This window comes from Sporosarcina sp. P2 (assembly GCF_002743255.1).
In the GTDB taxonomy this organism is placed as follows: domain Bacteria; phylum Bacillota; class Bacilli; order Bacillales_A; family Planococcaceae; genus Sporosarcina.
In genome coordinates, this window is the sequence record NZ_PDYY01000013.1 from 65,000 (window position 1) to 77,389 (window position 12,390).

The 12,390-nt window shown below is 37.3% G+C and carries 16 protein-coding genes; 1 reads left to right on the top strand and 15 read right to left on the bottom strand.

All coding sequences use genetic code 11. From position 1 onward, the window contains the following. Nucleotides 1-212: 212 nt before the first annotated feature. The 14 genes from CSV67_RS13525 to CSV67_RS13600 form a co-directional block, all read right to left on the bottom strand. Nucleotides 213-866, bottom strand: coding sequence for a DedA family protein (locus CSV67_RS13525; RefSeq protein ID WP_099632123.1), 654 nt, complete (start codon nt 864-866; stop codon nt 213-215). Between the two features lie 277 nt (nt 867-1,143). Further along, nucleotides 1,144-1,578 carry a hypothetical protein gene (locus CSV67_RS13530; RefSeq protein ID WP_099632124.1) on the bottom strand — a complete coding sequence of 145 codons (435 nt, stop codon included), beginning with the start codon at nt 1,576-1,578 and terminating at the stop codon, nt 1,144-1,146. Nucleotides 1,579-1,780: 202 nt separating this feature from the next. Continuing rightward, nucleotides 1,781-2,830 (bottom strand): threonine aldolase family protein, encoded by a 1,050-nt coding sequence (locus CSV67_RS13535; RefSeq protein WP_099632125.1) that lies wholly within the window; start codon nt 2,828-2,830, stop codon nt 1,781-1,783. Between the two features lie 106 nt (nt 2,831-2,936). Continuing rightward, the gene (locus tag CSV67_RS13540) at nt 2,937-3,428 is read right to left on the bottom strand and encodes a DUF4825 domain-containing protein (protein ID WP_099632126.1); all 492 of its coding nucleotides are present in this window, start codon (nt 3,426-3,428) and stop codon (nt 2,937-2,939) included. A gap of 466 nt (nt 3,429-3,894) precedes the next feature. Beyond that, on the bottom strand, nt 3,895-4,362 hold the full coding sequence (locus CSV67_RS13545) for an NADPH-dependent FMN reductase (protein WP_099632127.1): 468 nt from the start codon (nt 4,360-4,362) through the stop codon (nt 3,895-3,897). Nucleotides 4,363-4,686: 324 nt separating this feature from the next. Next, nucleotides 4,687-4,848, bottom strand: coding sequence for a hypothetical protein (locus CSV67_RS13550; protein WP_369803185.1), 162 nt, complete (start codon nt 4,846-4,848; stop codon nt 4,687-4,689). Between the two features lie 109 nt (nt 4,849-4,957). After that, nucleotides 4,958-5,320 carry a VOC family protein gene (locus CSV67_RS13555; RefSeq protein ID WP_099632129.1) on the bottom strand — a complete coding sequence of 121 codons (363 nt, stop codon included), beginning with the start codon at nt 5,318-5,320 and terminating at the stop codon, nt 4,958-4,960. A gap of 65 nt (nt 5,321-5,385) precedes the next feature. Then, complete coding sequence (locus tag CSV67_RS13560) at nt 5,386-5,685, bottom strand: DNA-binding protein (protein ID WP_099632130.1); 300 nt, start codon at nt 5,683-5,685, stop codon at nt 5,386-5,388. Nucleotides 5,686-5,795: 110 nt separating this feature from the next. Continuing rightward, nucleotides 5,796-6,038, bottom strand: a complete 243-nt coding sequence (locus CSV67_RS13565; RefSeq protein ID WP_099632191.1) for a CPCC family cysteine-rich protein — start codon at nt 6,036-6,038, stop codon at nt 5,796-5,798. A gap of 125 nt (nt 6,039-6,163) precedes the next feature. Beyond that, on the bottom strand, nt 6,164-6,619 hold the full coding sequence (locus tag CSV67_RS13570) for a PH domain-containing protein (protein ID WP_099632131.1): 456 nt from the start codon (nt 6,617-6,619) through the stop codon (nt 6,164-6,166). A 1,865-nt stretch (nt 6,620-8,484) separates the two neighbouring features. After that, a complete protein-coding gene (locus CSV67_RS13585; RefSeq protein WP_158232945.1) occupies nt 8,485-9,372 on the bottom strand; it encodes a hypothetical protein in 888 nt (295 codons plus the stop codon). A gap of 364 nt (nt 9,373-9,736) precedes the next feature. Beyond that, entirely contained in the window at nt 9,737-10,126 is a 390-nt protein-coding gene (locus CSV67_RS13590) for a hypothetical protein (protein WP_099632135.1), read from the bottom strand. Nucleotides 10,127-10,208: 82 nt separating this feature from the next. Then, on the bottom strand, nt 10,209-10,448 hold the full coding sequence (locus CSV67_RS13595) for an ATP-dependent Lon protease (RefSeq protein WP_099632136.1): 240 nt from the start codon (nt 10,446-10,448) through the stop codon (nt 10,209-10,211). A 62-nt stretch (nt 10,449-10,510) separates the two neighbouring features. Continuing rightward, the gene (locus CSV67_RS13600; RefSeq protein WP_099632137.1) at nt 10,511-10,921 is read right to left on the bottom strand and encodes a hypothetical protein; all 411 of its coding nucleotides are present in this window, start codon (nt 10,919-10,921) and stop codon (nt 10,511-10,513) included. Between the two features lie 228 nt (nt 10,922-11,149). On the opposite strand from CSV67_RS13600, the gene CSV67_RS13605 reads away from it, so the two are divergent. After that, nucleotides 11,150-11,329 (top strand): hypothetical protein, encoded by a 180-nt coding sequence (locus tag CSV67_RS13605; protein WP_099632138.1) that lies wholly within the window; start codon nt 11,150-11,152, stop codon nt 11,327-11,329. A gap of 301 nt (nt 11,330-11,630) precedes the next feature. Here the strand turns inward: CSV67_RS13605 and CSV67_RS13610 are convergent, their stop codons facing one another. Further along, nucleotides 11,631-12,077 (bottom strand): hypothetical protein, encoded by a 447-nt coding sequence (locus CSV67_RS13610; RefSeq protein WP_099632139.1) that lies wholly within the window; start codon nt 12,075-12,077, stop codon nt 11,631-11,633. Between the last annotated feature and the right edge of the window lie 313 nt (nt 12,078-12,390).

Genomic DNA, 12,390 nt, shown 5'->3' on the forward strand with positions numbered 1-12,390 from the left:
GTGTTGACGACTTTTACTGTCATAGCTACTCCCCTTAACGGAAGTGTTCGTATACATGTATAGGCTCACTATAAATTGAACCGATTTAGATGTCAACTAACTAAGCATGCATAGGTATTCATTGACACATTGTGATAAAACAACCAATTACTTTTCTGCTGAACCCCTTATTCCATCAAACGTTTCACTAGTGCACCTTAAACTGTTTCTTCTCATCTTGCAGGTTGACTGCTAAATTTACTTTTTACCATACCGATCAAAGCAGGCAGAACAGATAAAAAGATAATCGCAAGTAACACCGTGGAAAAGTTCTCTTTAATAATAGGAATATTTCCGAATAAATACCCTAGCATCGTGCACAGACCTACCCAAAAAGCTGCCCCGACGACATTATAGAAAGCAAAGTACCGGTAATTCATGCGGCTCGCGCCCGCAACGAACGGAGCGAACGTCCGGACAAACGGCATAAAACGGGCAATCAGGATGGTTTTCCCGCCGTGTTTATTAAAGAACGCCTCCGCGGCTGTCATTTTCTCTTGGTTTATGACTTTCCCTAGCCAACTGCCAGGAGAAATCGACATGCCCACTTTACGTCCAATATGGTAGTTCACTGTATCGCCTATGACCGCCGCAACGAAGAAGACCGCGACAAGCAACCAAATATTAAAAGCATCTAGCGCCGCAAATGCACCGCCTGCGAAAAGTAAGGAATCTCCAGGTAGAAACGGAAATATAACGATTCCAGTTTCAATGAAAACGATTAAAAATAAGATGACGTACGACCAGCCGCCAAATATTTGAATAATATCGACTAGATGCTCGTCAATGTGCAAGATAAAGCTGATCAGACCTTGAATGAGGTTCATGTAAAGGCTCCTTTTTTGAAAAAATGACTTCGACGCTACGCAAGTGAGGATACCAGGCGTATACACACTATCTATACACCTTACGTCCGGCACAAGGTATTTATCCTTGAAAAGCGCCAAGCTTGTAAAATAAATAAGATTCTCTTCCCATTTGAAAGCAAACAGGGAATGGATAATAAGCGGTTGCGTCTACTTATGAGACTTATTAAATATACCATGGATTCCCGTAAGTTCATCCAACTTATTATATTTTCCATACAATTGAATCCCAGATACGCTACACACGAACCCGATCAACGTATCGGATGACTAGGCTAGCAACGAGCACACTAAAAATCAAATGACTTACCGTCCAGTATAACCACGCCATGCCGTCATCCGCTGCTGGCGGCTGATCGGTTAGCAAGGTAAGGAAATACAATACGCCGCTCCCCGCTGTATACACCACAACATACGGCCACATGTTATATTGCCATTTGAAAAATTTTAATAAGTAAAACAGCCCCAACACGCTGGCAATACAAAAGACGAAGTGAAAGACGATGCCGAACCAAGCGACGTGCGAAAAGACATGAATGATGGGGAAATAATCTACATTGTACAGCAAAATATACGCTTCATTTCCTGTTACAGCCCATACGACAAGCATGAGTAGCGCCAACACGGCACCACCGGCAATTCCTATGCTGACCAACTGCAAAAATTGCTTCATCTGCTCCCCCTCTTTTCGTTAAGGTATTTGGTTATCTATTCCCTCGCATTTTCTAAATAAACGACCCTATTCCATAGTCTTCTATACTACAAATCTACAGTCTAGAGGCACTACTACGTGCCATACCATCACAAAAGAGACCTCACCCAAAACGGGAAGGTCTCACAAAAAGAGTTGAGTTGTCAGTGGCACCAACCAGCTACTAGTAGGATGTAATACATAGCAGATGCAAATCATGGACGAGCATGTCGACATGTTCTTTCTTAGTAGACCAACTGGTACAAAAACGAACCGCACTATGGCTAGCGTCGACTTTTTCCCAGAAGGTGAATGAATATTTTTTGCTCAACTCCGTCATGACATACTCCGGCAATATCGGGAATTGCTGATTAGTTGTCGAATCATAACGTAATGCAAACCCGTTCTCTACAAATGCTTGTCGAAGGATCAACGCCATGTCCACCGCATGTTTCGAAACTTCATAGTACAAACCATCTTCAAACAACGTTTCAAACTGGATGCCTAACAGTCTCCCTTTAGCAAGCAAGCCGCCCCGTTGTTTAATGAAATATCGAAAATCTTTTTTCAATGAATCATTGGTAATGACAACTGCTTCACCAAACAATGCACCAATTTTCGTTCCGCCAATATAGAACACATCACATAGTCGTGCATAATCTGCTAACGTAATATCATTATCAACCGAAGCCAACCCATACCCAAGTCGGGCACCGTCCAGTATTAATGGCAATCCGCATTCCCTACACACTTTATTCAAAGCTTCCAATTCCGCTTTAGTATAAGTCGTTCCATTTTCAGTAGGGTTCGAAATGTACACGAGACCCGGCTGTACACTGTGCTCTGGACTTGCGTCATTCCAATGGGCATCCACTAGCTCTTTTACTTGCTCCGCTGAAATTTTCCCGTCCTCGCTAGGTAAAGTCAGTACTTTATGTCCCGTAGATTCAATTGCGCCTGTTTCATGTGTCGCGATATGTCCACTCTCCGCAGCGACTGCGCCTTGGTAAGGACGTAAAATCGACGCGATGATAGTAGTATTTGTTTGGGTTCCCCCTACTAAAAAGTGAACATCCGCCTCTTGCGCTTCACACTCTTTACGAATATACTCTCTAGCTTTTTCGCAATGTTCATCCATACCGTATCCTGGAGTTTGTTCTTCATTTGTTTCAATCAATCGTTGCAAAATTCGCGTATGCGCGCCTTCCGTATAATCATTTTCAAATCGTATCATCGTTGTCCATCTCCAAATATGCCTGATTTTTTCTGCAAGTATACCATAGAGTGATGGATTTCTGTTACATCTTATATTGTTCTTACAATGATGAATTTTCCGTTTTTTATTCCGCAAACCGCTGTTGTACTTCACTGTCATCTTGTAATTTTTCTTGAATAAAAACATCCAATTCTTCTTCATTCGTAAAGTCGTTTAACTCTTTCCCATACCAGTCTTGTAATTTCGTTTTATGAATTGTATAGGCATAGTCTCCAAATTTAAAGCTAGCCCACTCCGCATTATCGATGAGCGCGAATAAATAACTAGCATTGTAAACCGCTGTCTCTTTATATTCACTTTCCCCTATCGCCGCGTCCATATTTTCATACTTGATCGTCATACCATATGGTTCTGTTTTGGTTTCAAGCGACACTTCCTCAAACTTTTCGGCATAACGCAGTTGGCCAATTATATGGATGACTGCACTATTATCACCAATAAATGATCCTTTGTATTGGAATACATCTTCACTTGGTTGATCGGTAGTGGAATTGCAACCAGTTAAGAAAAGTATTAGTATTAATGAAGACAAAAAGTATTTTGTGAAGTTTTTCATTGGAGTCTCCTTCCTTAATATGTTTTACTCTATCGCTCAATGATCATGACGATAGACGTTATTTGGGTTTTCAAGGATTCCCATTCTATTTTACGCTATAACTATTCCGTCTTCCAAATCATTTATCCATTTACAGTTAAAAAAAGAGGGAAGTAATACTACTTCCTCTCTTCTAATCGATTGTTTAGATTTTTATGTTGCTTGCCAACTTTTCTCCATAACGTGGTGCCCTTTTAGAAAAAGCACGTCTACCAAGTGATAAATGGTGCGGATCCGGGTGGGGCGTTTCGTATCATATCAACTAGAGGGAAAAACAGCGTGAATACTATGCCACCAATATTAAACAAACTAATTATGGACTCTAAATTAATCTCTCTCTCCCCTTTTTCAATATCTGTTAACTGGTCCGTTAGTTCAATAAGAAAAGCGATTCTTATTTAAAGAATCGCATAAAACGGCAGTTTCCTTATGCTTGATATTTCTTAATCAAATGAACAAATGCATCAACGAATGTTTGTAAGAATTGAACAGTTCCTTGATCTTTCACTTTGTCGTTTTCCTCCAATAAAGCTGCAGCATTACTAATATAAGCTTCCGGTTGTTGAACCACTGGCATATTTAAGGGTACAAGGATTTGACGTAAATGCTGGTTTGCACCAAATCCACCCAAATTACCAGGTGATTGGCTGATAACCGCTGCCGGTTTACCATTCCATACACTCGCTCCATAAGGACGTGAACCTACGTCTAATGCATTACTTAATACAGCAGGTACAGAACGGTTATATTCAGGCGTTACAAATACAATAGCGTCAAATTCCTTTATTGTGTTACGAAATGAAGTATATTCTGCTGGAACATTATTTTCCCCATCTACATCCTGATTATAAATATTAAAGAAAAAATACTTCCCCCATGATATATATCTTTTCAGCTGCTTCTCCTATATAAGTAATCGTGGCATAAACATTAAGGTCTTTCTCGACATGTATTGATACTTTGAAATCATCCACCTGTTTAGACTCATTAGTAATCGGTTTACCACTTACATTTTCTTCATTAGTGTTATTGGTTACACATCCGTATAGTCCGAAAATAGAAGTTATGGAGACAACGACAAATAATCTTCCAATTATTCCCGACCCCTTTTATGATTAGACGTGATACTAGTCGGTTCGTTTCAAATTTAATCATACTAATCTGGCCCTATTTAGACTAAATCATCTTCCACAACTGCACTCATTTGCATGTAAACCATTTAATTATCTAAATTATCATCAGTAAATGACTTTTTATTTACTACAGGCTCGGTTGTTCTTTCTATTGACTGTCCCACTACAGACTTGTTAATTCCTTCTTTGACTGCTTTGTAGATCACTAGATAAAGAATGAATAGTCCTATAATCCAGAGAATAATCATCCCAAAAACCTGGCTTGCCATTAACTCTCACTCCATTCTTTATACAAAGCTTCCCCGCTGCTGGTACGGTGTTTATTCAACAACTGCTTCCATTTGCTGAACCCTGAACTTATAATTCTTGAATCATTTCTACTCTGTTCCCAAACGGATCTCTAAATTCAAATCGGTCATAACCTGGAATTGGTACGCCTTCAATGATTTGAATAGTATGTTGTTCTAACACGCCTTTCCAATGTAAGAGATCCTCTACCAGATAAGCTAAATGCGCTTTTGTCGTTAAGCGGTTAAAACCGTCTTCTGTGCCTACGTGAACCTCTCTGTCTCCGACTTTCAACCAGAATCCTCCACGACCAGTAAGTGAATCTGGCTTTTCTACTACTTTCAATCCCAATACATCACAATAAAAATTCTTACCTTCCTCTTCCGCATTTTTCGGAATTGTGATCTGCGCATGATGCAATCCAAGAATCATTTACCTCTCCCCCTTTGTATTGAAGACTTTACCTATCAAACAATCCGGCCAAATTACTAGATCGTTCACGCCCCTATATCAGATAACCATTTACGAAGTTTTGCTTTAGGGTAATATATTTTATTATTTATAACTACGCGCGGTATGTTTGGATATTCTTGAATCAAGTGTTTCGCATCTTCTTTGGAAATCCCCATGAAGTAATGAACATTATTTTCCCTTATCAATTCGTGTTCATCATCATCGCTAAAGATTTCGCTGATACTATCTTTAGCATTCGGATTTTTAAAATTTTTGAGCCCATCTCCTACAAAATATCCAGCTGCAGCAATTCCTAATCCAATCCAAATCAAATCAAATTCCATATCATTATCTCCCAATTTTCCAACATACTGTATGTAAGTAAGTGGTCCTTATATAGATCAAACGCAATTCCTTACTATAAAATCGCACTCGATTCTATAGTAATCTCTGATCATATAATGATTTCCAATCCACTTCTGTTTTCTGCTACACCAAATTCGATAAAATTATTTTGTGCTTCTTGTAACGACGGCTCGTTAGCTCCGCCAGTATAGTCTGGATCAGCAAATTGAATGTTATCGTCTTCCCAAAAACAAATACCGCAAATATCGAAAGTGCCGGATGGCTTTTCATCTAATGTTTTATATCCATAACTGGGACATGTATATTTTCCACCATTCCAACACTTTTTCAGCTTTAACAATCTCGTATGATAATTGACTATAACTATCCTTTTCTATTCAATTGAAGGAGTGTTCAATAATTTGACCCGATCCCCTGTTAAGCAATCGCGTTACGAATATGGAAATGATAGTACCTCTACTTTTCATTGAATTCCAAAGAAATCTTGTCTATTTGTATATTGGGGTTTACAGCTAACAATGAATGTATAAGTTCACTTTCATTTTTGGGAGATATATTTATCACATCATATTTGCCAAAAAGAATATCCAACCTGTCAACGGATAGAGCAGGCGCTGTAAATGGACTTTTTGTTCTGCTGATTTTTTTGATCTCTTTGATTTGTACTTTACTTTTATACGGACCAAATTTTAATTTCAGCAATTCCCCCTCAACCTTATAACCTGTTCCAAACCAAATCCATATTAATAAAGCTAGAATCGATGCACCTATGATATATCCAGGTACACTTTTATAAGTGATTATTTGCCAGCCAACAGGTTCTCCACCGAAAATGTAAGTTAAAATCATGAAAAGAATAAAACCCCAAATGATTAAGAAAAACCAAATGTCTTTCTTGGTTGGAAAATACAATTGAATCACCTCTATTTAGATACCTATTCCATTAAATGGACCGTTAGTTGCACAAATATTATTGTTTATTTTTGATTTCTTCCAAAAGAGAAATCATCTTATCATTTTGTTCAATAACTGTTTGATTCTGTTTTCTAATTTTTGCAAAGTCGAATACAAATACTATTAAAACCAAGATTAAAAAGAATAACACGTTTTCCCCTCATTTCTATACCAGCAATTCATTTTATTTTTCAAAAATCGTGTAGTTGCCCTTTTATACTCGACATCACCTTAAACTCATCTACTTTTATTCAATCCCATTAAATTTGTTGATACACAATTTGGACCTCTTGCGAGAAAAAAGTTATCCCATAAGATGTGTTATAAAATATAGAAAACCATATGACCCTAGCGAACCAATACTAATTACTAAAACCATAACCGCTAAGATTAAAGGTCTGTAATCTGACCTTTCCTTTGAATTAAAGAGGAAAATAAGGGATACACCTATACTGGCGATAAAAAAGATTAGCCACAAAATATTTAATGTGAAACTTTCAAAATTAATAAGGTAATTAGCTATATACAATAAGTTTATTAAAAGCAGTATAGTTAAAATCATTTTTTTCAAAATAACACCCCTAATCACCTAGATTATCTTTCCAATTCACTCGACAATCTGGCCCGATTGTGGAAAATACTTATTTAGTTATCGCGTCTATTTATGGAATTACCAAACGGGTTCATCTATTCCACTTAATTTAATTTTAGAAATAATAAACGGAACAAATAGTAGACTTAACCATCACAAAGTTAATAACCTTCGCGATTCAACAGAGATGTATTGGCTGTCACCACAATGGAGACAGTCTTTTCCCTTCTTTGAAAATCCAAGAGCGATTATGTCTTTGACATTCCACTTGTAATTACAGTTAGTGCAACGTGGCATGATTATCCCCTCCTCTTCTTCATTACCCTATATTCAGAAAGTGGCCCGGTTGCGATATTAGGGCGATTACTCGTGTAGCAAACACCCCTATTTATTGTCAGGTGATTTCGATTTGCCTTTAAAAAATAACACAGAAATTAACATAATTATGCCTATAATCCCTACTATGAATTCAGCGATGTAAAAGTCAGAATCTCTTATTAAACGAATAAGAAATCCTCCACCAAAGATTATTGTCATACTCATACCAAGAATTAGAAATGTAGTTTTCATTACTTCCCCTCCAAGCATAATTTTTTCGCAAAATGGCTCTATTACTTAATAGGATGCAGGTCTCTTATACAAGAATTGAGCCCTATTCTTGTATAAAACTTCTTGTATAAACCTATTCACTCGCGATCTTTTCACCATATTTATTTTCCCTAACGTAAAAAACAAAAAGTATTATGAGAATCACAATTGGAGTTGTACTATGCTCCATTAACTCGAAGTACGGCAATATTAAAGACAGAAGTATGAATGTTGTCGCTACCAATCGTATGATAATAAGGTTTTTAGGATGTTTTTTTATTATCGAACTTACTCTCCCCTTTTCTAAAAAAATGGCGCTATTGTGGAAAGGACGCAACTCCTTCTTCAAGAATTGCGCCCGATAATCGAATACGGCTATCTTTTTCTATTCATTTGCCAAGCTGTCATGGATGCCGAGAACATCAACAAACCTCCTCCAAAATTCATTATTCTATTACCCGTGTCGCCCAAACTATTAATTGTCAAGGAAACCATAAATACCCCAATTACCATTGCGAAAACTATTAATACCTTTTTCCACACGCCAATCCCCCCTAATATTTACATCAGTATGCTGCAAATTGGCCCGATTGCGATTTAGTCGCGATCACTTGTGCAACAATCGCGCCCGATTGTGGAAGTATTATTCGATAATAATATTCCCTGCATATTCGGCGTTACCTTTATCCGTAAGAAGCTTCACGACAATAATGTATTCTCCTTCTTCTTCCGGCAAATTAAAGAATTTATCTTTAACTGGTAAATTCATTTTTTCGTCGTTATGGTGCGCATAAACACGCAGATCCTCAATTTCAAAGTTATGATGATCAAATGATATCTCCATTTGCTCGCCAGAATCATGGTTTAATGGCTCTAGCCCGTTTTTAAAAAAAGACATATCATCTGTTTCTACTGTGTATTCTCGCCATTCTGCTTTATATGATTCTAACTCTTCTTTATCTGCCTCATCTGAATTGTTATCAAGTGAAACCCTAGGAGGATAAGGGTTATCATCTCTTTCCCGAATATCAAAATTTCCTACATATTCCGTGTTTCCACTATCAGCTTCAAGCTTCACAACAATAAGATAATTGCCTTCTTCTTTCGGCATCTCAAAAACTTGATTATCAACTGGAAGTTCCGTTTTTTCGCCATCTTGTTTTACATAAATATTTATATTATCAATCCTTATATCCCCGTTATCAAATCTTATATCCATCTTTTGTCCAGAATAATAATGTAATGGCTCTTGTTCTTTTGCAAGGGAATCAATGTCATCTGTTTTTTTCGTATACTTCTTGTCGGAATCCCAATTTATATTCGCAGTCTCCAATTCTCCTTTAACAAAATCAAGCTGACTCTCAATGAAGGCGTTAGGAGGGTTAAAATCATAATCTTCACCTATACATCCCGTAAGTAAAAAAACAAAAAACAAACTTATAGAAATCATTAATTTCCGCTTCATATTAAAAACACTACCTCCCCTTTTTATTCCACTAAATGGCCCTATTGAGGCATAATTCTTATTCAACAACTGCTCGCGTTCGTTGAAGTACACACTTTCCAAAATCATTTATTTTCCTTTGGTTTTTTAATACTGAAGTATGCTCCTAAAATTAAACCTACCGCTGACAATCCATAGATCACAGATTTACTATCCGTATGAATATTTAAACTAGATGTAACCACAGCCAATATAATTGAAATCAATATGAGTAAATAGAATGTAGATTTCATTTTCTCACAACCTTTGTCTGCTAAAATTTGCAATCTCTAAAAAAGCCCTAACTATATTAAATTGGCCGGTTCCTTGTATAAGTTGTATGATAATCACATCCTTTTCTAGCTCATCAAATTCATATCAAAAGCACAGCCACTTCACAACAACATCTACTTCACATTTCCTTAAACTGATTTGACACATGAACCAGAACATACTTTTTCGTCCACATTTGCGTCGTAACGAGCAAGGTCTCACCTTCTTTTTCAAAGAAAAGGCCTGAACCCTCTTTTGCTTTAAATGCCCACCCTTTGGAGCCAATCATTTCTTTAATCGTTTCATCAGCTATTGAAATACCTTTGTTCTGGCTTCTTGTGATATACCACGCGGAGTCTTCATCCGTAGCGACTTCTACAATCTTTTGATCAGAATCATTCAATTGTCTGATGACTTCTTTCGCCGATAGATTTTCTATTGGTAGAGAAGGATAATAGGATTTATTTACAACAATCCACACAGACACCATAACTACAAGTACCGCCACGATCATGCCAATCCATTTCACACGCGCTCACCCATTCCCACAAACTGTCGATACACATACACCACGCTGTGTCATTCACTTCTTCCCAACTGAAGCTCTAGTCTCAACCATCTTGCTCCGACTTTTCCCGTTCCTCTCGTTCAAAAATATATCTCTCGTATGCAGCCTTCACGCCATCGTACGCATCGACTGGGACGGTATGTTGATGTATTTCCTTCAACAACCAAAACGACCTGAAAATCACTCCGACGATGATGGTAGCTAACATATACCAACCTATAGGTCCCGTAAACGCCAAAATTCCTAAAACCCCCGCCATCAAAATACACCCTACCAACTTCATACCATCTCTCCTCGTACGTAACATGTGGCGACAGATTTGCCGCCACTATGATTTCTTCTGTTTCATAATCCAATCAACTTGAAATATGTTTCTTCATCATTTTTAAAGATTTGCATATATTCATACGTCCGATCCAATGTAATGTTGTATAACTTATACTCGTCTTCTGTCGGGTCATCATTCTCCTGCAAGTATATCTGGATAGAGTCCTCATCCGTTTTAATCTCCACATCGCCAAATCCTTTGCCACTTTCCAGGAAGTCTCTATTTAAATACAAATATCGTTTTACTTCTGTTTCATTGAACATATAGATGCCATTTCCCTCAGGATCATCAGAGGTTTCTATACCGTCAATGAAACTTTTCACATCTGCATTCACTTGATCGATGGTCACTTCAGAATAGGATAATTGCTTCTCGCCACACCCTACCAACACGCCCACAACCATCAGCAACACGAATAATTTCCTCATTTTATATACGTCACCTTTCAATTTAATTCCATAAGCATTGCATAAACACTTCCAATGAATATACCACCACTTCCAAATATTACATACCGGTTATGTACTATTCTACAATAAAAATTAGCGATATATGCAATAATTCACAATTGTTCATACGTATATGATAAAATGGAATAGAGTCACATTCTCTTTCTTAAAAAGAACACTATTGTTTAGTATAAGGAGGAATTGCAAATGACTAAAGATGACAGACAAGAGATTATCAGAAAGAATGAAATGCGGTCGAAGGAAATTTCCAAAATGATTGGCGAAGGCGGAATCGGTGCGGAAAAGTATTATGATATTAGGAAAAAAACGTCTACTGAAGATACTCCAGAAGAACAGAAAGAGAATGTATCTGACGACAATAAATAATCTTGTTGCATACTGCACGATTCCATAGTACAACCAACGCGCCGCTTTCCTATTTCAAGGAAAGTAGCGCGTTATTTTGCGTGAACACAAAGAAGACTTCCGTAGGGCACTACCGTGTACGATATGTGAAGAGAAAACGCGAAAACGTAACCCAATTAACAATTCATTTAGCGTATGATTTGCAACCGAATTGACAGTAGAAAAAGCAAGAAAAAAATGCTTAGGCATAGAAGCCTGAGCATTTCTTTATTCAACAATCGTACCTGATTGTTGCACAGTCTCTAGTATTTATAATACAAAGTTACCCTCCCGTAGGAGCGACACAAATAACTTGAACCTTACATTTTTTTAGATTTGATTTTCTTACAATCTTGATTTGCCCGCCGTTACATGGCGCAATGCGAACAATAATGGGCTGCCCATTTTCATCTCTGCTCCAAACTAATGTAGGACATTTTTTTAATTTGCCTGCATCATCGATATATGTGAACCGATGAGCCAGTAGTTCCAGTTCGCTTAGAGTAGCGATACGAAAAGGATCCCCTAGACTATGACAATATTCAACTGCCTGGCGAAAATATCTGTTTATTTGAGTGTAATTATAAGCTATATTAGTAACACCATCATAACCCTCTGAGGCAATCCAACTTCTGATTTGTTGACATTGACTTCCTTCACACCGGGTTAATTGTTGTGGACATTTCTTTTTACACTTACAACGGCAACCTGTTTTTTTCTTTTTGCACATACTATTTCACCCCCTACAATTACGATATTCATAAAGGTAGATAAGGGATTGTATGTATATATCAGAAAGTGCAAAACAAATAATTAGAACGCTAATACAAATGTTTTCACAAAAATTGACCCTCATACTGAATATGCGGGCGCTAAATCTTATTACGGAATCGTGCCCGATTGTAGAAGTCTTTTTTATTTAATCTCTTTTTAAAAATATAAATTGAATATCCATGTTTACCTCCTGGATATAAGTTATGACTACTATCGATAACCAATTATAAATCTGTTAAATTAAGAAAACCCTTTAAAAATATTAGGAA

Excerpts from the sequence above, each read along its gene's own strand:
- CSV67_RS13525 (WP_099632123.1), bottom strand. The coding sequence starts at position 866 with ATGAACCTCATTCAAGGTCTGATCAGCTTTATCTTGCACATTGACGAG.
- CSV67_RS13530 (WP_099632124.1), bottom strand. The coding sequence starts at position 1,578 with ATGAAGCAATTTTTGCAGTTGGTCAGCATAGGAATTGCCGGTGGTGCC.
- CSV67_RS13535 (WP_099632125.1), bottom strand. The coding sequence starts at position 2,830 with ATGATACGATTTGAAAATGATTATACGGAAGGCGCGCATACGCGAATT.
- CSV67_RS13540 (WP_099632126.1), bottom strand. The coding sequence starts at position 3,428 with ATGAAAAACTTCACAAAATACTTTTTGTCTTCATTAATACTAATACTT.
- CSV67_RS13550 (WP_369803185.1), bottom strand. The coding sequence starts at position 4,848 with ATGATTATTCTCTGGATTATAGGACTATTCATTCTTTATCTAGTGATC.
- CSV67_RS13555 (WP_099632129.1), bottom strand. The coding sequence starts at position 5,320 with ATGATTCTTGGATTGCATCATGCGCAGATCACAATTCCGAAAAATGCG.
- CSV67_RS13560 (WP_099632130.1), bottom strand. The coding sequence starts at position 5,685 with ATGGAATTTGATTTGATTTGGATTGGATTAGGAATTGCTGCAGCTGGA.
- CSV67_RS13595 (WP_099632136.1), bottom strand. The coding sequence starts at position 10,448 with ATGAAGTTGGTAGGGTGTATTTTGATGGCGGGGGTTTTAGGAATTTTG.
- CSV67_RS13600 (WP_099632137.1), bottom strand. The coding sequence starts at position 10,921 with ATGAGGAAATTATTCGTGTTGCTGATGGTTGTGGGCGTGTTGGTAGGG.
- CSV67_RS13605 (WP_099632138.1), top strand. The coding sequence starts at position 11,150 with ATGACTAAAGATGACAGACAAGAGATTATCAGAAAGAATGAAATGCGG.
- CSV67_RS13610 (WP_099632139.1), bottom strand. The coding sequence starts at position 12,077 with ATGTGCAAAAAGAAAAAAACAGGTTGCCGTTGTAAGTGTAAAAAGAAA.